This is a genomic window from Microbacterium sp. BE35 (genome assembly GCF_031457705.1).
Lineage (GTDB): Bacteria > Actinomycetota > Actinomycetes > Actinomycetales > Microbacteriaceae > Microbacterium > Microbacterium trichothecenolyticum.
On record NZ_JAVDXD010000002.1, the window covers coordinates 520487 to 540623 of the forward strand.

At 71.5% G+C, this 20137-nt stretch carries 17 protein-coding genes; 7 read left to right on the plus strand and 10 right to left on the minus strand.

Features of this window, described 5'->3' with window-relative positions:
* Positions 1-3: 3 nt before the first annotated feature.
* On the minus strand, positions 4-645 hold the full coding sequence (locus J2Y46_RS08600) for a MerR family transcriptional regulator (RefSeq protein WP_045300713.1): 642 nt from the start codon (positions 643-645) through the stop codon (positions 4-6).
* A 79-nt stretch (positions 646-724) separates the two neighbouring features.
* Between J2Y46_RS08600 and J2Y46_RS08605 the strand changes: the two genes are divergently transcribed.
* The 3 genes from J2Y46_RS08605 (at position 725) to ligD (ending at position 3516) form a co-directional block, all read left to right on the plus strand.
* The gene (locus J2Y46_RS08605; protein ID WP_310241659.1) at positions 725-1141 is read left to right on the plus strand and encodes a hypothetical protein; all 417 of its coding nucleotides are present in this window, start codon (positions 725-727) and stop codon (positions 1139-1141) included.
* Between the two features lie 67 nt (positions 1142-1208).
* Complete coding sequence (locus J2Y46_RS08610) at positions 1209-2387, plus strand: SseB family protein (protein WP_310241660.1); 1179 nt, start codon at positions 1209-1211, stop codon at positions 2385-2387.
* A gap of 85 nt (positions 2388-2472) precedes the next feature.
* Complete coding sequence (gene ligD, locus J2Y46_RS08615; protein WP_045300719.1) at positions 2473-3516, plus strand: non-homologous end-joining DNA ligase; 1044 nt, start codon at positions 2473-2475, stop codon at positions 3514-3516.
* A 35-nt stretch (positions 3517-3551) separates the two neighbouring features.
* Here ligD and J2Y46_RS08620 read toward each other — a convergent pair whose 3' ends face one another.
* From J2Y46_RS08620 to J2Y46_RS08645, 6 genes are all read right to left on the minus strand, one after another.
* Entirely contained in the window at positions 3552-4724 is a 1173-nt protein-coding gene (locus J2Y46_RS08620) for a serine hydrolase (RefSeq protein WP_310241661.1), read from the minus strand.
* 98 nt (positions 4725-4822) lie between these two features.
* The gene (locus J2Y46_RS08625) at positions 4823-5869 is read right to left on the minus strand and encodes an ATP-dependent DNA ligase (RefSeq protein ID WP_045301110.1); all 1047 of its coding nucleotides are present in this window, start codon (positions 5867-5869) and stop codon (positions 4823-4825) included.
* A 50-nt stretch (positions 5870-5919) separates the two neighbouring features.
* Positions 5920-8838 carry an AAA family ATPase gene (locus J2Y46_RS08630; protein WP_310241662.1) on the minus strand — a complete coding sequence of 973 codons (2919 nt, stop codon included), beginning with the start codon at positions 8836-8838 and terminating at the stop codon, positions 5920-5922.
* A 179-nt stretch (positions 8839-9017) separates the two neighbouring features.
* Positions 9018-9218, minus strand: a complete 201-nt coding sequence (locus tag J2Y46_RS08635) for a hypothetical protein (protein WP_045300725.1) — start codon at positions 9216-9218, stop codon at positions 9018-9020.
* Positions 9219-9463: 245 nt separating this feature from the next.
* Positions 9464-10618: an AI-2E family transporter gene (locus J2Y46_RS08640; RefSeq protein WP_045300727.1), complete on the minus strand. Its 1155-nt coding sequence runs from the start codon at positions 10616-10618 to the stop codon at positions 9464-9466.
* 63 nt (positions 10619-10681) lie between these two features.
* A complete protein-coding gene (locus J2Y46_RS08645; RefSeq protein WP_045300728.1) occupies positions 10682-11920 on the minus strand; it encodes an acyl-CoA dehydrogenase family protein in 1239 nt (412 codons plus the stop codon).
* Between the two features lie 222 nt (positions 11921-12142).
* Between J2Y46_RS08645 and J2Y46_RS08650 the strand changes: the two genes are divergently transcribed.
* The 4 genes from J2Y46_RS08650 to J2Y46_RS08665 all read left to right on the plus strand — a co-directional run bounded on the left by J2Y46_RS08650 (position 12143) and on the right by J2Y46_RS08665 (position 15811).
* Complete coding sequence (locus J2Y46_RS08650) at positions 12143-13081, plus strand: hypothetical protein (protein WP_310241663.1); 939 nt, start codon at positions 12143-12145, stop codon at positions 13079-13081.
* Positions 13078-14802 carry a Dyp-type peroxidase gene (locus J2Y46_RS08655; RefSeq protein WP_310241666.1) on the plus strand — a complete coding sequence of 575 codons (1725 nt, stop codon included), beginning with the start codon at positions 13078-13080 and terminating at the stop codon, positions 14800-14802. Before J2Y46_RS08650 ends, J2Y46_RS08655 begins: the two co-directional genes overlap by 4 nt.
* A gap of 137 nt (positions 14803-14939) precedes the next feature.
* Positions 14940-15347, plus strand: coding sequence for an ester cyclase (locus tag J2Y46_RS08660; protein WP_045300732.1), 408 nt, complete (start codon positions 14940-14942; stop codon positions 15345-15347).
* Between the two features lie 41 nt (positions 15348-15388).
* On the plus strand, positions 15389-15811 hold the full coding sequence (locus J2Y46_RS08665) for a DUF1801 domain-containing protein (protein WP_310241667.1): 423 nt from the start codon (positions 15389-15391) through the stop codon (positions 15809-15811).
* Here the strand turns inward: J2Y46_RS08665 and J2Y46_RS08670 are convergent.
* The 3 genes from J2Y46_RS08670 to J2Y46_RS08680 are packed head-to-tail and all read right to left on the minus strand — an operon-like array spanning position 15808 to position 20099.
* Positions 15808-16197 carry an MmcQ/YjbR family DNA-binding protein gene (locus J2Y46_RS08670; RefSeq protein ID WP_045300734.1) on the minus strand — a complete coding sequence of 130 codons (390 nt, stop codon included), beginning with the start codon at positions 16195-16197 and terminating at the stop codon, positions 15808-15810. The two genes, J2Y46_RS08665 and J2Y46_RS08670, sit on opposite strands and share 4 nt — an antisense overlap.
* 53 nt (positions 16198-16250) lie before the next feature.
* Positions 16251-17363, minus strand: a complete 1113-nt coding sequence (locus J2Y46_RS08675) for an alcohol dehydrogenase catalytic domain-containing protein (RefSeq protein ID WP_310241668.1) — start codon at positions 17361-17363, stop codon at positions 16251-16253.
* 15 nt (positions 17364-17378) lie between these two features.
* A complete protein-coding gene (locus J2Y46_RS08680) occupies positions 17379-20099 on the minus strand; it encodes a cation-translocating P-type ATPase (protein ID WP_310241669.1) in 2721 nt (906 codons plus the stop codon).
* Between the last annotated feature and the right edge of the window lie 38 nt (positions 20100-20137).

Below are 20137 nucleotides of genomic sequence, written 5' to 3' on the forward strand. Positions count from 1 at the left end.
AGGTCACACGGAGGCCGGCTTCTCTTCGGAGAGTCGGCCTCCGTCGGGTCCGGTGGCGAGCAAATGGTGGTGGGCCAGGCGGCGCAGCGCGAGCATGACCGGCTCGTACAGCGCGGTGCCGAGCACCGCGTAGGGCACCGCCTCGGCGCGCGACATGCCGGCCATCGGGGCGAGCTCTTCGGTCGCGACCTGGCGCATCGCGTCGCTGTAGCGGCGGAGCACGGCGGGGGAGGCATCCAATCCCGCCGCTTCCAGAGCCCGCAGCGCCTCGTCGAGCTGGGGAACCGCGGTGAAATCGGGGTCGTACGTGAGGCCGAGTTCGCCGATCGCCTCTCGCGCGCGGGGATAGTCGTCGCGGTCGGACTCGACGTACGGCGGGAGGGCGCCCACCGCACGCCCCAGGGTCGCGATCGGGTCGTCGTCGGGGGCGTCGATCAGGGCCAGGATGTCGCGCACACGAGACAGCGGGAGTCCGCGCACGTCGGCCAGCGCGCCGATGAGGGTGAGGCGGGAGAGGTGCTCCTCGCCGTACTCCGCGCGGGTCGTGGAAAGCGCCTCACCCCGGGGGAGCATGCCCTCGCGAATATAGAACTTCACGGTGGCCACGGGCACCCCGCTGCGCTCCGACAGCTCCGAGATCTTCATGACGCAGCCCCCTAGGTCTTGACATTGGATACTATAGCTATCCAATATTGGAGAGCGAAACTATCCAACGGAGGCCACGATGGACCCGATCCTCACGATCGTCGCCGGCGCGACGATCCTCACCGTCATCGGCATCATGTCGGGCGGCGCCTTCCTGCTGCGGATCGCGACGCGCGGTCTGCCCTTCAACGGGCTGCAGAAGACCTTCTTCCGCGCCGGGCACGCGCACGCCGGCGTGCTCGTGATCCTGGGGCTCGTGAGCCTCCTCCTGGTGTCGGCGGTCGGCGTCCCGATGCCGTGGCAGTGGGCGTCGGTCGGCGTGCTTGCGAGCGCGCTGCTCCTCCCGGGCGGATTCTTCCTGTCGGTGCTGGGCCGCGATCCGCAGCGCCCGGGTCGCGCGATCGCTCTCCTGTGGGCCGGAGTCGTCGTGCTCGCAGCATCCCTTCTCGCCGTCGGCATCGGGGTGATCGTCGCCGGGGCCTCCGCGCTGGGCTGAGCTGTGCAGGTGCCGAGTCGCGTTCCATCCGGAGGGCGGCGGCGCGGCGGCGGGTTAGGCTCGCACAATGGCCTTGTTCTCGCGCCGTCCGAAGAAGCCCGCCGAGCAGCCGTCGACCTCCCCCGAGCCCGCACAGGCTGAGGACGTCGCGGCCGAGATCGCACCCGACGGGCCGGCCGCCGCTCCGTCCGACTCCGCGCAGGCCGCCGTGAGCGACCCGCCTTCTCCGGAGACGGATGCTGCGGCCCGGACCGCGGAGGCGGGCACCGCCCCCGACGCACCCGACGATGAAGCGCAAGCGGCATCCGTTTCCATCTCCGTCTCGTCGTTCGGCGGGCTCGGGGTGTCCCCGTCCTCCTCGCAGCCGGCCCAGCCGCGCGAGCCGCGGGCCGACGAGACCGTGCCCCCCGGCCCGCAGCCGCGCATGGGTCTGCGGGAGTGGATGCGCACGGCGCCCGAGCAGACTGAGACCGTGCCGGGGCTGCGCGACAATGTGCTGCTGCGCGCTGCGCTCGGGCGCGTCGGCGACGCCCCGGCGTCCCAGGCGCTGCTCGACGTCGCGCGGCAGCTGCTGCAGGGGCATCTCTTCCTGCGGGTCAAGGGCGACGCCCGCGCGCTCCTCGCCGAGGGTAAGGGTCTGCCGCTCGCGATCGCCAACTCCGGTGAGCGCACATTCGCCCTGGTCTACTCGAGCGGCGCCGCGCTGCAGGCGAGCGTCAAGGCAGACGGCGACACGGAGACGTCGGCAATGGGCCAGCCGGTGCTCACGGTGCTGCGGCACGTTTTCGCCAGCGCCTACGACGGGATCATCATCGACCCCGCGTCCGCCCCCTCTCGTGCCGTGCTTCCGAAGGAGCTGCTCGAGCGGGCCGTCGAGCAGGCCGATCCGCAGCTGACCGTCAAGACCCTCCTCGCGGCGGAGCGCACTCCTGAGATCAGCGGCAAGGTGGCGGAGGCGCTCACTCGGGTGCCCCTGTGGGTCGCGGTGGGAGTCGCGGAGAGCGGCGCACCCGGCCTGGCCGAGGGCCGCGACGCGGAGGGGCATCGCTTCCTCGAGGTGTACTCGCATCCGCTCGAAATCGCTGTCATGGGTCGTGGCGACAACGCCGGACCCATCACCGGCGCCCAGCTCGCCAAGGCGCTGCGCAGCGACGACGGGATCACGGGGATCGTGGTCGACCCCGCGGGGCCGTGGATCCGACTCGGCCGCGAGGATCTCGCGCCGGTGCTCGCCCTCGTGGACTGAGGCTCGCCGCCGGGCCGGGCAGCTCTACCGCTTCGCGCGGTGAGCGGGGTGACGGATGTCGCGGCTCCCCGCTAGCGTCTGATCCATGGCGTCCCCGCGGATCACCCTCACCGTGCCCGGCCCCGACGGCGATCGCGAGGTGGGGATCTCGAACCCCGACCGGGTGATCTGGCCGGAGGTCGGCATCACGAAGCGCGAGCTCGCGGAGTACCTCATCGCGGTGCAGGAGCCCTTCCTGGCCGCGAACGGCGACCGCCCCGTCTCTCTCGAACGGTTCCCCGAGGGTGTCGACGGCGAGCGGTTCTACTCGAAGAACCCGCCGAAGGGGGCGCCGGCCTTCGTCGAAGCCCAGACCGTCACGTACAACAGCGGGCGGCGGCATCCCCAGATCATCCTCACCGAGATCGCCGCGGCGGTGTGGGCCGTGCAGATGAACACGATCGTCTTCCACCCGTGGGCGTCGCTGACCGCGAACACCGACAACCCCGTCGAGCTGCGCATCGACCTCGATCCGCAGCCGGGAACGGATTTCACGGATGCCGCGGCCGTCGCCCCCGCGATGCGCGACGTCCTCGCCGAGGCGGGTCTGACGGCGTTCCTCAAGACCAGCGGCAATCGCGGCATCCACGTGTTCTGTCCGATCGAGCCGGAGTGGGAGTTCCTCGATGTGCGGCACGCGGTCATCGCCGCCGGCCGCGAGCTCGAGCGGCGTCTGCCTGACAAGGTGACGATGAACTGGTGGAAGGAGGAGCGCGGCGAGCGCATCTTCATCGACTTCAACCAGGCCAACCGCGACCGCACGATGGCCGGCGCCTACAGCCCGCGGGCGCTGCCGAACGCGACAGTGTCGACGCCCCTCACGTGGGACGAACTGGAGGCCGGGGTCGACCCGGCCGCGTTCACGGTGCGGACGGTTCCCCGGCGCCTGGCCGACGTCGGCGACCCGTGGGCGGACCTGCTCGCGAAGCCGGGGCGCATCGACACGCTGCTGGAGTGGTGGCAGCGCGACCTCGACGACGGGCTCGGCGAGCTGCCGTTCCCGCCGGACTTCCCGAAGATGCCCGGGGAGCCGCCCCGTGTGCAGCCCAGCCGCAAGAACGAGGCGAACTGGCCGAAGGATGACGCCTGAGCGTTCGCGCCACGGAGCGACCCGCAGGACGGGACTCACCCGGAGTCGGCGGACAGGTCGGCGAGGAGCAGACTCGCCAGTCCCACGGCGGTCGCACTCGCGTAACCGTGGTTCCCGCGCAGATCGTCGACCGTGACTTCGGAGGCGATCACCGCGACGGCATCCCTGACCGGATCGACGACGACCGCCGTTCCGCCCTCGCCCTGGACGTAGAACACGTCGCGACTCGGATCGATCCACCACTGGTAGCCGTAGCTGATGTCTCCATAGCCGATCGTGGCGACGACGGGGCTGGTCGCCTGGACGGCCCAGGTGGCCGACACCACCTGCTCTCCGCTCCACACCCCCTCGTCGAGGAAGAGCTGGCCGAGGCGGACGAGGTCCGTCGGGTGGAGTCGCAGGTGCGTGAAGCCGAGGTTCACCCCCTGCGGGTCGGCGGGCCAGGCGACCCCCGCATCCTGGTAGTCCTGGAGCAGTGCCTCGGGGTCGCCGGGGGTGAAGCGCTCCTCCCACCAGGGGTCGGTGTCGATCTCCAGCGGACCGAACAGCGTCTGCTCGGCGAACCGGAAGGGCGACATCCCGGTCGCCTCGGCGACGACGGCGGCGAGGATGTGAGTGCCCATGTCGGAGAAGAGGAACGCGCCATCTCCCGGCCCGCGGGCCGCCCGGTCCGCGAGGATCGAGGCGACCCAGTCCGTCTGTGCATACAGGTCGGCCGGGCTTCCGCGGATGTCGCGCTCTTCGGACGTCGGCGCGAAATTCGCAGTGTGCGTGAGCACGGACTTCAGCTGGATGGCCGCGGTCTCGGGCGTGAGGGCGGCCGCGTAGTCGGGAAGCAGCTCACCGAGCGTCGCGTCGACTCCCGAGATGAGTCCGCGGTCGATGGCGATGCCGACGAGGGTCGACGTCACCGCGCGGGTGACGCCGCGCACGTCCCAGGTGTCGTCGGCGGTCGAATCCTCATACTGCTCATACACGAGTTCGCCGTGCTGCTGCACGAGCACCGCGCGGACCGCATCCTCGCCGTAGAGCGTGCCGAAGACGGCGTCGATGTCCTCACGGATCACGTCGGCCGGTGGCGTCTGCTCGGGGAGCGAGGACGACGCTGACGAGCATCCCGAGATCAGCAGTGCCGCGAGCGCGGCGCACATCAACGCGACCCGCGTGCCTGCACGACCGCGAGAGCGCTGGTGGTCGATGCGGGCCATGGATGCCTCCGTCAGCAGTGACCCTGACCGCACGGTACACCCGCGCAGAGCACGCCAACAGAGCTCTGCCGGCAAGCACCCGCCCGCCGCGCGAAGCGTCAGACCAGGACGTCGGCGAGGTCGTACGCCGCGACCACCTCGAGCTGCTCGTACGTGCACGAGACGGGGTCTCGGTCGGGGCGCCAGCGCTCGAATTGCACGGTGTGGCGGAATCGCCAGCCTTCGAGCTGGTCGTAGCGCACCTCGAGCACGCGCTCGGGGCGCAGCCGTACGAACGACGAGTCGGCCCGACCCGCCTGGAAGCGCGACTTCTCGCCTTCGCCGCGCAGCGCCTCGCCGTCGGCGTCGCGCTCGACGAGCGGGGCGAGCTCTTCGATGAGCTCGAGCCGGCGGGCGTTGCTCCAGGCGGCCACGCCGCCGACGGGGTAGAGCGTGCCGTCCTCGCTGTACAGGCCGACGAGCAGGGAGCCGACACCCTCGCCCGACTTGTGGATGCGATAGCCCAACGCCACGACATCGGCGGTGCGCGCGTGCTTGATCTTGAACATCGTCCGCTTGCCCGGGGCGTACGGCTGATCGAGGGGCTTCGCGACCACGCCGTCGAGCCCGGCACCCTCGAACTCGGCGAGCCAGCGGCGGGCGAGGTCGGGGTCGTCGGTCGTGCGGGTGACGTGCACCGGGTCTGGCACGTCGCGCAGCAACTCGACGAGCCTCGCACGGCGCGTCGCGAACGGTTCGTCCTGCAGGTCGGTGTCGGCCACGGCGAGCAGGTCGAACGCGATGAATATCGCCGGGGTCTGCTCGGCGAGCATGTTCACGCGGGATGCCGCGGGGTGGATGCGCTGCGACAGCGACTCCCAGTCGAGCCGCCGCCGCCCGTCGCGGTCGATCGGCACGACGATCTCTCCGTCGAGCAGGCACGGCTCCGGCAGGAGCCGCGCGAACGCCTCGACGAGCTCGGGGAAGTATCGCGTGAGCGGCTTCGCGCCGCGCGACCCGATCTCGACGTTCTCGCCGTCCCACGAGATGAGGGCACGGAACCCGTCCCACTTCGGCTCGTAGCTCAACCCGCCCGCCGACTTCGCCGGCTCGGGAACGTCGGGAACCGACTTCGCGAGCATCGGCGCAGGGATCTCGTAGGGCATGCGCTCCATCCTGCCGCCCCCCGCCGACACCCGACAGGGGGCGTTCCTGGTCAGGCGGACGTGGGCGTCGAGGCCGAGGCGGCGTACAGCGCGGCCGCCTCGGCGCGGTTGGCGGCGCCGATCTTCGCGAGGATCGCCGAGACGTGCACGGACGCGGTCTTGGGACTGATGAACAGGCGCTGGCCGATCTGCGGGTTGGTCAGGCCTTCGGCGATCAGCTCGAGCACCTGCAGCTCGCGCGGCGTCAGCGTCGCGACGGCGCCGTGCGAGGAGTCGGCGGTCGCGGAACCGGGCGCGAGCCGCGCCTGGGTCGCGAGCTCGGTCGCCCAGCGTGCGACGCGGGCGACCCCGAGCGCCGGAGACTCGGCCGCGACGTCGCTCAGCAGGGTCGCGGCCTCGGTGCGCTCACCGGCGTCGATGAGCGCCCACGCGAGGCGGCAGTGCGCCGTCTGCACGTGCCAGATCGGCATGCCGCCGCCCGAGAGATCGTCGACGACTCCTCGCCACGCCTCGACGCGCTGGGCGGCGGGGACGCCGTCGGCGTCGGCCAGCGACGCCCGCACGAACCCTGCGACCGACCGTGCGAGCCCGACGCCGGGCAGCGTCTCGACCGCCGCCCCGATCCGCGCGCGTGCGTCCGGGTCGGGGGTCCGGCCGGGAGCGAGGGTCAGCAGGGCTGCCGTCAGCAGCGCGTACCGCCGCACCGCGGGCGTGCGCGCCTCGCCCTCGGCGGCCGCGAGGACGTCGGTGGCCACAGGCCCGATCTCCCCGCCGTGCAGCGCGAGCGCGGCCTCCGCGCGCTCGATCGCCCACCAGTCGTCCTTGTCGGGGTAGCGGCGCTGCGACTCCTCGATCCTGCCGCGCTCGGTGGCGAAGAGGTCGTCGCGCTCCGCCGCGCGGTCATCCCACGAGAGATGCGACGCGAGCCGGCGCACCACCGAGGCGCTGTCGACGGGGCTCAAGAGCCTGCGGGCGCGCTGCGCATACCTCAGGCCGGCGTCGGGCCGGCCCGTCGCGAACAGCGCGAACGACAGCGAATGCGCCAGCGCCGCCCCCGAGCCGCGCTCGATGCCGGCGCGCGAGACCTCTTCGAAGTGCTGCGCGCCGACGACGGAGGCCTCGTCGAACCGGCCTACCCGCAGCAGCATGTCGGTGAGCGCCTGACCGGCGTACGCGCGCATCGACGGGTCCAGGCGCAGCGTCACGGCGCGTTCGAGGGGCGCCAGCGCGCCGGGCTCGTCGTCCTCGTCGCCGGCGATGCGCCACGCCTCGACGGTCAGCGCGACCGCGAGGGCGTCGTCGTCGCCGGACTCCTCCGCCAGCGCGATCGCGCGGGCGGCGTGCTGCGCCGCATCGGTGCCGTGCTCGTCGATCGCCATGTTCGTCAGCACCCGCGAGAGCAGGATCCTCGCGCGGCGGTCGTCGCTGCCCTCCAGCAGCGAGACGGCCTCGTCGATGTCGTCGCGCCGGCCCCGGTGCTCGAGGTTGAACGTCTCGACATACCGCCGCCGCAGCAGCGCGGCGCGTGTGATCGGATCGTCGGGGCAGACGGCGAGCCCCTCGTTCGCCGATCGCAGCGCGCGCTCCGGGTCGCCGAGATCGTGCCACGCCTGCGCCGCGTCGAGGTGCAGGGCCGGCAGCGTCGTGCCGGAGCGGGTCTCGGCATCCGGGACCTGATCCCAGAGCTCGGCGAGACGCTCGGCGAGCTTCGCGGCGGTCGCGGGGGAGAACCGGGACCGCGTCTCCTGCAGGGCGACCACCGTCGCGTCGAAGGCGGCCGGCAGGTCGCGCGCGGCGAGCCAGTGCTCGGCGACGGCGGACGCGTCGTCGGGCGACTCGCCGCGGTGATCGCGAAGGTGCTCGGCGTACCGACGGTGGACGCGCACGCGCTCACTCGGCAGCATCTCGCCCTCGACCGCCTCGCGGGTGAGCGCGTGCCGGAAGGCGTAGCCGGCACCGTCGGCGACGATCACGCGCGTGTCGATGGCCTCGCGCACGGCGTGGTCGAGCGCGTGCTCGTCGAGTGCGGTCACGGCGGCGAGCACATCGTCGTCGACGTGCACTCCGCCCGCGGCCATCGTGCGCAGGGCCTGCTGCGCGTCCTCGCCGAGGCGCGCGTAGCGCGCGAGCACGAGCTCGCGCAGCGTGTCGGGAAGGGCGCGGTCGCCGAGATCCACGAGCTCCTCGACGAGGAACGGGATGCCGCCGCTGCGCTCCGCGAGCGCCTCGACGACACGCGGGTCGAGGCCGCCGGCCAGCTGCGCGACCTGCTCGGCGACCTCGTCCGGGTTCAGTGGCGTCACCTCGACACGCACGACGGAGCGCGTGCGGTCGAGCTCGGCGAGGACGGGCCGCAGGGGGTGGAAGCGGTCGATGTCGTCGGAGCGGTACGTGGCGACGATGGTGAGCCGGCGGCCCCGGAGCGTGCTGGCGAGGGTCTTCAGCAGAGCCATGGTCGCGGCATCCGCCCACTGCAGGTCTTCGAGCACGACGATCACGTGCCGGCGCTGCGAGAGGCGCTCGAGGAGCACCTCGATCGCCTCGGCGAACTCCCCGGTCGCCTCTTCGGCTTCGGGCGTCTCGTCGGCGATGCCCGGCACGAGGGCGGCGAGGCTCGCGATCGCCGCGGCGGAGCCCGCGGCCTCGCGCAGCGCGTCGGTGCCGACGGCGGCGTGCAGGTCGCGCAGCACCCGGCGGACCGGGCCGAACGCGGCGCCGATGGGGCCGAGGTCGACGCACTGGCCGAACGCGACGACCGGCTCGTCGTCGGGATCGGACCGTGACCCGAGCGGATCGGCCGTGACGAGGGCGAGGAACTCCTGCACCAGCCGGGTCTTGCCGACCCCCGCCTCGCCGCGCACGATCACGGTGCGCGGCACTGCGCGCACACCGTCGTCGTACGCCTCGAGGAGGGCGGCGAGCTCGGTGTGCCGGCCGACCATGCGCGGGCTCGAGGAGGGAGCGGGCATGGTCATATCGTGGCACCTTCCGGGCATCGGATGTCGTTCATGTGCGTCTCCTGTCGGATGCCCGCCGCGGGGGGCCCTCGCACAGGGTGCGGAAGCGGGCGGAGCCCCTGCGACTCCGCCCCCTTCCGGCGCACATCCGTGGGCAGACCTCGGGGTGTGCGCTCCCCGTCCGGAAAGCGTCAGTGGCTCGGCGCGACCGATGCGCCGCTGTTCGAGCCGTGGTGCAGCACCCCGCGGAACCAGGCGGCGAGCGGCTGGCCGTCGGGCCGTGCCGGCGACTGGCCGCGCTCGCGGTGGATGCGCATCAGCTCGTTCTCGTGAGCGAGGTCGGCGGCGCGGTGCTGGTCGAGGATGTAGCCGGTGTAGGTCATGTCGTTCATGGGTCTCTCCCGTCTGCGACGGAACCCTGGAGGCGGTTCCGGTTGTGCTGACAGGTACGACTTTCCTCGCTAAGGGGGGCGCCGCTCATCGGGCGATCGCCTTGTCTTGGCGGCCGCGGGTGCCCTAGTGCGCCGCCTGGGTGCCTTAGTGCGCCGTCGTGCCTCAGCGCGCCGCCGGGGTGCCTCAGTGCGCCCCCGGGGTGCCAGAGGCGGGCTCGTCTCGCCCTCGCCTCTCGCGTCCGGCGTCACTCGGCGACCGGATGCTTCGGCCTTGCCCACCGTGCCGGAAGATCCGGCCCGTCCCACACCTGGACGATGCCCCACGCGGCTGCGGCGATGGGCACCGCGAGCACCGCGCCGACGATGCCGCCGAGCACGGTGCCGACGGTCAGGGCGACCAGGATCACGAAGGCGTGCAGCTTCATCGACCGGCCCATCAGCACCGGCTGCAGGAAGTTGCCCTCGAGCTGGTTGACCAGCACGACCACCCCGACGACGAGGAGGGCGTTGAACCAGCCGTTGGCGACGAGCGCGACGAGGGCGGCGAGGATGCCGGCGAGCGTGGCGCCGACGATCGGGATGAACGCAAGCAGGAACACCAGCACCGAGAGGGGGATCGCCAGCGGCACCTGGAGGATGAGCAGACCGATCAGGATGCCGATCGCATCGACCGCCGCGACGGTAGCGGTGCCGCGCACGTAGGATCCCAGCACGGTGGTGGTCTTGTCGCCGATGCGCCGAGCGCGCAGGTAGTCCGCGCCGTGGAACGGCCGCAGCAGGAACTCCCACATCTGGGGCCCGTCCTTGAGGAAGAAGAACAGGATCGTCACCATCAGCACGAGCCCGGTGACGAAGTTGGCCACGGCGCTCACGCCGGCGAGCGCGCCGGAGCCGAACTGCGCGCTCGTGACGAAGTCGGTGAGCGTGGCGACCCACTCGTCGATCTGATCCGGCTGCAGGAAGTCGAACGGCAGCGTCTGCACCCAGGCGAGGAGGCTCTGGAATCCGTCTTCGGCCTGGGCATACAGGTCCTCCCACTGGTTCTGCACCGCCCACGCGATGAGCCAGCCGAGAAGGCCCAGGAGCACCACGATCGCGATCATCGTGATCAGGGTCGCGAGGATCGAGGGGACGCCGCGGCGCCGCATCCAGCTCATCACCGGGTGGAAAGCGCAGGCGAGGATGAGCGCGATCACGAGGGGGATGGTCACGAGCGTCAGCGACTGGATCGTGAAGACGATCCCCGCGACCACCGCCACCACGACGATGATCTGGATGGCCCGGATGCCGAGCTTGCCGAATCCGTCGGCCCACAGGCTCCACGGCGCACGGGTGGCCTTCGGCTCGACGTCGTGCGAATCGAGGACCACGCGCTGCGGGTCGTTACGGAACAGTCCCATGTGCCGAGCGTATTCAACGCCGCCGGCGAACCCGGGCGGGTTGCGCCGGAACGCCGCCAAGAGCTAGGCGAATGCGCTCATACCCGTGATGTCGCGGCCGATGAGCAGCGCCTGCACGCTCTCGGTGCCCTCGTACGTGTGGATCGCCTCGATGTCGGCCAGGTGCTGCATGACGCCGTTCTCGAGCAGGATGCCGTTGCCGCCGAGCATGTCGCGGGCGGTCGACGCGATCCGGCGTGCGGCGCGGGTGTTGTGGTACTTCGCGAGCGAGGCCTGCGTCGGGCGCAGCTCGCCGCGCTCCTCGAGATCGGCCATCCAGCGGCAGTACAGCTGCATCGCGGTGAGCTCCTCGAGCATGTTCGCGAGCCGCTCCTGCACCATCTGGAACTTCGCCAGAGGCTTGCCGAACTGGATGCGCTGCTGCGAGTACGACAGCGCCGCCTCGTAGCAGGCGGTCGCATGACCGAGCGCCGACCAGGCGACACCCGAGCGGGTCGAGTACAGCACGGTCGAGGCATCCTTGAAGCTCTTGGTGCCGGGCAGCACGGCATCGGACGCCACGCGCACGCCGTCGAGCGCGATGTGCGCCTGATGGATGCCGCGCAGCGACGCCTTGCCGGTGATCACCGTGCCGGTGTAACCCGGGGCGTCCTGCTCGACGAGGAAGCAGCGCACCGCGCCGTGGAACTCGTCGTCGTCCGCCTCGACACGCGCCCACACGAACGTGATGCCGCCCGAGGCGCCGTTGCCGATCCACTTCTTCGCGCCGTCGATCACCCATTCGCCGGTGGACGAGTCCCGGCGGGCGACGGTCTCGAGGGACACCGAGTCCGATCCGTGGTCGGGTTCGGTGAGGGCGAAGGATGCGGCGACCTCGCCGCGTGCGATCGGCACCAGCCAGCGGGCCTGCTGCTCGTCGCTGCCGAACAGCGCGAGCGTGCGGAGGGCGAGGCCGCCCTGGACCGCGAGCACGGTGCCGAGCGAGCCGTCGCCGCGCGAGATCTCCATGTTCACCAGTCCCGCCGCCAGAGGCGAGAAGCGCGTCAGCGCGGGGTGGACGATGCCGTCGTTGAAGAGGTCGAGCGCGCCGCCGCGCATCGCGATGTCGAGCGGGTACTCGCCGGTGTCCCACGCGTCCTGCATGCGCGTACCCACCTCGTCGACGTACGCCTGCGCCCGCTCCCACACCTCGCGGTCGGCGGCGGGGATGTCGCCGAACACGGCGTAGTAGTCGGTGCCCCGGCGGCGGGTGACATCGTAGCCCTCGACGCGCTGGCCGGGGCGGGGCTGGAAGTCGGTCACGATCGGACTCCTGGCGGTGGGTGCGGGTGGTGCGGTATCCGATTCTCGTGGAACTGAATCCCACGATCAATAGTACTCAGTCTCATCGTCCCCTCCCACCCGGACTGTTCGCGCCGATCCGGAATTCGGAGCTCGCGTCCGTTTCCGGAGCGTCGGTGGCGCATAACTTCGGAAAGGGCGTGGTTCTGCGAATTCCGGATCCGCTGCGCTAGCTTCTCGAGCATGGAACTGGTCCGGTTCTCGGCGCCCGCACACCTCGACGATGCGGGGCCGGCATCGGATTTTCCCGATCAGTGGCACGACCTCGTCAGCGGGCTGATCGCCGCGTCGACCGAGGTGAGCGGGCGCGGCGCGTACGTGAACCCGACGCTGCGTCCCGGGCGACGCGATCGCGCGCGGGCGATCACCTGGACGGGACTCTCGAGGCCGTTGCTCATGGAACACCGCGACGACCGCCGCGCCGCGTACGCGGCGGCGGAGTCGCGCGAGGTGCAGATCGAGTACCTCGAATGGCACGTCGAGAAGGTCGACGGCAGGATCGCGCGCGTCACCTTCACCACCGAGACGCCGGAGTACTGGATGCTGCTCGCCGAGCTGCACCCGGAGGCCGTGCTCGCGCTCTACCGGCGATTGGTCTCGCCGGCCGTCGCTGAGCAAGACCTCTTTCCCGACGGCGGCGCATACGACCCCCGGAACCGGTGGAATACGACCGACGGCATCGTGCACTACGTCATGCCCATCAACTCGATGGGCGATCTGCTCGGAGTCTCCCAGGAGAGCGAGCCGTCGCAGCACGCCATCGACGGCTACGACGCGCTGCCGTATTCGAGGGCGACCGGTGCCGACGCCCGCATCAACTTCGACGTCTGGGCGATGTCGCGGCAGGGGCTGTCGGTCGCCACGGCGGATCCGCCCGGCCTCTACATGATCGGCTGGGACGACTCGGGCTGGACCAAGCCCGACGGCACGCCTGTCGGCGACTACTGGACGATCGAGCGCGGCGCACGAGGCGCGGCGTTGCGGGTGGCGTACGAGGTGCCGGCAGATGAGGGGTTCCGGGTGGGCGACATCCGCATCGGCGGGCGACCGATCGACTTCGGCGGCCAGATCGCCGAGCACATCACCATGTCGGCGCACGTCGTGAGCGGGGGAGCGGCATGAGCGGCGAGGGAGCGCACGCGCTGGCACGGCTGATGCCGGCCGGCGTCCCGCGCCTTTCGGGAATCGAGCTGCCTACGCCCGAGCCGGCGCCGGTCGCCCGGTCGCTCGCGGCGGACGCGGTCCCGGAGGGGGAGCCGCGGTTCGATCCGGCGACGACCGCCGACATCCAGGGCAACGTCATCCCCGGGTTCAACAAGGATCACCAGCGGTTCCTGTTCCTGCGGATCGACGAGGTCGACGGCGCCCGCGCCTGGCTCGAGTGGCTCGCGCCGCGCCTCAGCAGCATGCAGGAGGTGCTCGACTTCCGTCGCGAGTTCCGGCGGGAGCGACTGCGGACGGGCGCCACCGAGCCCACGACACCCGCCACCTGGGTCGCCTTCGCGCTCTCGGGCCCGGCCGTCGCGAAGCTCCTGGGCGACGAGGCGCTGGACGCGATGAGCGATGCCGCCTTCCGGCAGGGGCTCGCCGCGCGTTCGACCTACCTCGGTGATCCGGCCGACCCCGCGAGGTCCGGACACCGCGCCCGCTGGCGCGTCGGCGGCGATGAATCGGAGGCCGACTTCCTGGTGACGGTCGCCGCCGATTCCGCCGCGGATGCCGAGGCCGAGGCATCCGCGATCCTCGAAGCGGGTGCGCGGAACGGGGTGTCGGCGCTCTTCGCTCAGGCCGGCGAGAACCTGCCTGGCAACCTCGGCGGGCACGAGCACTTCGGCTTCAAGGACGGCGTCTCGCAGCCCGGCGTGCGGGGCGCGACGGCCGATGGCGAACTGCTCGCACCGCGTTACCTCGACCCGCGCGACCCGCACGCACGCCTCTTCGGGAACGCGGGTCAGCCGCTCGTCTGGCCGGGACAGTTCGTGCTCGGGATGCCGCGGCAGAACCCCGCCGATCCGCTCGTGCCCGCGGCCGACGAAGGGGTGTTCCCCGACTGGGCACGCCTCGGCTCGTACCTGGTCTGCCGGCGCCTCGCGCAGGACGTGCCCGCGTTCTGGGACTTCGCGGCCGCCGCGAGCGCGGAGTACGGCACGGATCCGGTGCTTTTCGCCTCGCTGATGGTCGGCCGCTGGCCGAGCGGCGCTCCCCTCTCCCGAACACCGGATCGTGACGACCTCGACCTCGCCGGCGACGAGTTCGCGCACAACCACTTCCAGTTCGACGACGGCACGAAGGCGTGGACGCCGGACGCCGGCCTCATCGAGGGCGGCTACGGCGGCGACGGGCACCCGAAGGCACGGGCCGACGTCTTCGGCGACGTGTGCCCGATGGCGGGGCACATCCGCAAGGTGAACCCGCGCGACAGCGGCACCGACTTCGGCGCCCCCGCCGACACGATGATGCGGCTGATGCTGCGTCGCGGCATCCCGTACGGGCCCGTGCTCGCGGGTGTCACCGATCCGTCACCGGAACTGGTCGCTGCCGAGCGCGGCCTCATGTTCGTCGCGCACATGGCGTCGATCGAGGACCAGTTCGAATTCGTCACCCGGCGGTGGGCGAACTCCGCCCTCCAGCCCAACGCCGGCGGGCATGACCCGGTCATCGGCCAGGCCGACGTCTACGGCCGCCGCGACCGCTCGTTCGAGGTGCGCACACCGTCGGGGAAGGCCCACAGGTTCGTCCTCGACCGCGAGTGGGTGACGCCGACCGGCGGCGGCTACTTCTTCGCCCCGGCGATCTCGGCCGTGGGCGGGCACCTGGCGGGGGAGGCCACGCCGGCCGGCTGACCGGCCGGCTGCCGACGCTCAGCTCTCGGGGTCGTACGGGAAGGCTCGCAGCTCCTGCGCGCGCCGGCAGGCGACCGCGAGCCGACACCTCCGACATGCGCCATCCCGCCGTGCGGGCCGCCCCGGATAATGAGGAGGTGGAGCTGTGGGAGATGCGCGAGTGGTACGCCGACTTCCTCGACGCATGCAACCGCCACGACCTCGATGCCATCCGGTCGTTCCTGCATCCCTCGGTGCGCCGCGCCCACCTTCCGGCGGGTGCCGACGCCTGGATCTCCGACCTGGCGGATCTGTTCGCCGCTTTCCCGGACTGGCGGTGGCGGCGCATCCAGCTCGTCGCCGAGGACGACCGCCTCGCCGCCCACGTGCGCGGCGCCGGCACCCAGGTCGGCGCGTACCTCGGCGTCGAGCCCACCCGCCGTCACGTCAACGTCGCCGAATTCGCGATGTACCGGGTGGTCACAGGCCGGATCACCGAGTACTCCGGCTCCGATGCGCGGTTCGAGGTGCGGGAGCAGCTGAGCGGATCGCCCGTCGGCCGTTGACCGGTCTGCCGGGCGGGGTGACCGCGCGCCATAATGACGACGTGAGCGAGATCAAGACCCAGGCGACGGACGCGGATGTGTCGGCTTTCCTCGAGTCGGCGACGCCGCGGCGACGGCGCGACGATGGGATGGCCCTGGCGGAGATCTTCGGCGAGGTGACCGGAGCCGAGCCCGTCATGTGGGGTCCGTCGATGGTCGGCTACGGAAGCTATCGCTACGTGTCTCCGTCAGACCCCAAGCGGCAGGGCCAGTGGCCCAAGGCCGCGTTCTCACCGCGCAAGGCGCAGCTCTCGCTCTACGGGCTGAAGGACCTCCCCGCCGGCGCCGAGCTGCTGCCGGAGCTCGGAGAGTACACCGAGGGTGCGGGCTGTGTGTATGTCAAGAAGCTCGACGACGTCGATCTCGACGTCCTGCGGCGGCTGATCGCCATCGCGTGGGGGCGCGGCGACGACCCGCTGCCCTAGCCCGCGTGGTCGTCGAGCGCCCGGCGCAGGTACTTCGGCGCCTGCACGCGCCACGCCTCGGTGACCAGCTCGGCGAGGTGCTCCTCGTCGATGCCGGCCATGCGGAACGCGACCTTCGGCTCGCCCCACGGCGTGGTCGTGCGCAGGAACACGTCGGGCTCCATCTCGACCAGGGCCAGGGCGTCGATCGGATCGGCGACCTTGACACCGACGACGAGCTCGGACGCGATGATGGCCCGCATGTCATCGGGGATGCTCGGCCAGGGGTGGCACTCCCAGGCGTAGAGCTTGCCGCGCACGAACCAGGCAGCGCCGCCCGTCGTCGTGCGCTCTTCGCTGCCCGGAAGCGCGGCCGCGGTGCCGCGCAGATCGTCGAGGGTGGCCACGCCCAGAGCCTACGGCGCCCCTCCGACGCGCCCGTGGCCCCTGTCCCGTTCGCTCAGAACGTGATCAGCTGGCGCAGCTCGCCGCCCGCGGCGAGCCGGTCCATCGCGGCGTCGAGGTCGTCGAGACCGATGCGGGACGAGACGAGCCTCTCGAGCGGCAGGCGCCCCGCGCGCCACAGCTCGACGTAGCGCGGAATGTCGCGGCTCGGCACGGCGGAGCCGAGGTAGCTGCCGACGACGGTCCGTGCTTCGGCGGTCAGCAGCAGCGGAGACACGCTCGCGCGCGCGTCGGGCGCCGGCAGTCCCACCGTGACGGTGGTGCCACCCGGCGCAGTGAGGGCGAGCGCGGTCTCGAACGCGCGCGCGGCGCCGGCCGCCTCCACGACGACGGGGGCACGGATGCCGCGGTCAACGGCTTCGGCGGGAGTCAGCGCCTCGCTCGCCCCGCACGCCAGGGCGGCGGCGAGCTTCGAGGGCATCGTGTCGACCCCGATCACCTCGTGTCCGAGCGCGACCGCGACGAGGAGGGCCGCCATGCCCACGCCGCCGAGACCCACCACGACGACACGGCCTCCCGTCGCGGGGCGGCCGGCGTTGACGACCGCTCCGCCGCCCGTGAGCACCGCGCAGCCGAGGAGTGCGGCGATCTCGGGCGGCACGTCGGTGTCGACGCGCACGACCGACGCGCGACTCACCACGGCGTGGGTGGCGAAGGCCGAGACGCCGAGGTGGTGGTGCACCTCCTGCTGCTCGCCCCCGCGATCGCGATGGAGACGGATGCCGCCGCCGAGCAGCGTCCCGGCGGCATTGGCCGCCGAACCCGGCGTGCACGGCAGCCGCCCGTCGGTGAGGCATCCGTCGCACTCGCCGCAGCGGGGAAGGAACGTCATGACCACGCGATCGTCGACGGCCACGCCGTCGACGCCGTCGCCGACCTGCTCGACGATGCCCGCGGCCTCGTGGCCCAGCAGCATCGGGACCGGACGCACGCGGTTGCCGTCGACGACGCTGAGGTCGGAGTGGCAGACGCCCGCGGCTTCGATCCGCACGAGCAGCTCGCCGTCTCCGGGCGGCTCGAGCTCGAGCTCGCCCACCGTGAACGGGTGCGTCTGCGCGAACGGCGACGGGGCGCCCGAGACCTCGAGCACTGCTGCGGTGATCTTCATCTCTCCGTGTACGTGTCAGGGCTGTGCGGCGCGGCGGCGGAGCCGCGCGCGGCGGATCCACTTCTCGAGCTCGATCAGCACCGGCACGAGCAGGGCCAGGCCGAGCGCGGTGAGCCACTCGTCGCCCGTGAGGCTGATCGTGCCGACGAGACGCTGCATGAACGGCACCTCGACCGCGACGACCGTGAGGGCGAGCGGGATCGACAGCCACTTCACCGCGTCGATGATCGGAGCGGCGAGACCCGACTCGGGGTCACGGCGCATGACGAGACCGCCGAAGATCGAGCCCAGTGCGCAGACCACGAACGCCATGGTCACCGGCATGTTGGGCTCGGTCGAGCTGAGCAGGTCGGGGTAGAGGAGCAGGGGGACGAGCGTCGTGATGAAGATCAGGCTGCCGTAGACGAACCAGAGCGTGACGGCGGCCGGGTTGGCGATCGTCTTCTTCGGATCGCGCGGCGGCTTCAGCATGATGCCGTCGGGCGCCGGATCGAGGAGGATCACGATGACCGGGAAGATGGCGATGAAGAAGTTCAGGAACAGCACCATGATCGGCGTGAGCGGCACGCCGTTGTTGATGTCGAAGATGCTCGCGACGAGGAACAGGAGCACGAGCGAGAACAGCTGCGACATCTGGAACCGGACGTAGCTGACGATCTTCTCGTAGATCGACCGGCCGAGCCGCACCGCCGTCACCAGCGTGCCGAAGTTGTCGTCGACGAGGATCATCTTCCCCGCCTGCTTCGTGACGTCGCTGCCGGAGCCCATCGCGACGCCGATGTCGGCCTGCTTGAGCGCGGCGGCGTCGTTCACGGCGTCGCCGGTCATCGCGACCACCGCGCCCTCCTCCTGCATGAGGCGGGCGAGACGCAGCTTGTCCTCGGGGGTGACGCGGCCGAACATGTGCAGGCGCGGGAGGGCGGCCTTCAGCTCGTCGTCGCTCATCGCCTGGATCTCGGCGCCGCTGGCCGCGCCGTCGCCGAGCCCGAGCTTCGCGCCGATCGCGGCCGCCGTGATCGCGTGGTCGCCCGTGATCATGCGGACCTCGATGCCGGCCTCGCGCGCGATGCGCACGGCCTCCTTCGAGGACGGCCGCAGCGGGTCGATGATGCCCACGAGACCGACGAACGTGAGGTCGGCGACGGCCGCCATGGGGTCGTCGGCCACGGGTGCGTCGGGGGCGAACCGGCGGAACGCGAACGCCAGGACGCGCAGCCCCTGCTCGGAGAGCGAGCGGTTCGCCTCGAGAATCGCGTCGCGGCGGTCGGCGATGGGCACGACGCCCTCCATCGTCGCGACCGAGCTGCAGCGGTCGAGCACGACGTCGGGTCCGCCCTTGACGTAGCCGACGAGGGTCTCGACGCCTTCTACGGGGATCTCGTGGAATGTCCCCATGAACTTGTACGCCGAGTCGAACGGCACCTCGGCGATGCGCGGGAACTTCGCCCGCGTGAGCTCAGCGTCGGCGCCGAGCTTCGCGGCGAGCACGACGAGGGCGGCCTCGGTGGGATCGCCGATCACGGCGCCGTCGTCGGAGACGGTCGCGTCGCTGCAGAGGGTGAGTCCGAGCGCGAGCTGGTTGAACTGGGGTACCGGCAGGCCCGCGACGTGGCGCACTTCGCCGGTCTTCTCGTAGCCGGAGCCCGCGACGTTGAACCACTCGCCGCGGTAGTACAGCGACTCGACCGTCATCTCGTTCATCGTGAGCGTGCCGGTCTTGTCGGAGTTGATGGCGCTCGTCGCGCCCAGCGTCTCGACGTCCGTCAGGTTCTTGACGACGGCCTTGTGCTCGGCGAGCTGGCGCGAGCCGTACGAGAGCATGGCCTGGACGAACGAGGGCATGCCGGTCGGGATCGCCGAGATCGCCATCGAGATGCCGAGGAGGATCACCGACGCGATCTCCTGGCCGCGCAGCAGGCCCGTGATGATGATGATGGCGACCGCGCCCCACGCGATCCAGCCGAGCACGCCGGTGAGCGCGTCGAGCTCGCGCTGCAGCGGGGACTTGGCGGGCTTGACCGCCGAGAGCATCGACGCGATCTGGCCCATCTGCGTCTGCATGCCGGTGTCGGTGATGACCACCGTCGCCGTGCCGCGCGTGACCTGGGTGTTCTGGAACACCATGTCGGTGCGGTCGCCCAGCGTCGTCTCGGGGTCGGTCAGGGTGCCGGCGTCCTTCGGGATCGGCGCACTCTCGCCGGTGAGCGCCGCCTCCTGCGTCTCGAGCGTCGCCGAGCGCAGGATGCGGCCGTCGGCAGGCACGATGTCACCCGCCTCGAGGGCGACGATGTCACCCGGCACCAGGGTGGTGGCGTCGACCTGCAGCAGCGAGCCGTCACGGACGACCTTCGCCTGGGGGATCTGCATCTTGGCGAGGGCGTCGACGGATGCCTTCGCCTTGAGCTCCTGCCGCGTGCCGAGCACGATGTTCAGCACGACGAGCGCGCCGACCAGGATGCCGACGCTGACCTGATTGATGAACAGGCTGATGATCGCGACCGCGACCAGCATGACGTTCATAGGATCGGCCAGCTGCTGCAGGGCGACCTGCCACGTCGACGGCGGCTTCTCGGCCGCGATCGAGTTGGGCCCGTGCTCGGCGAGCCGCTGGGCCGCGTCGGCGGCCGTCAGGCCGCGGTCGCGGTCGCTGCGCAGCGCGGCGACGACGGCATCTGGATCCTGCGTGTACCAGGCGGCTTCGGCAGGAGTGTCGGCAGTGGTCTCCACGGCGCTCATGGCATGAACATACCGTCGGGGCGCGCACCTCAGGCAAG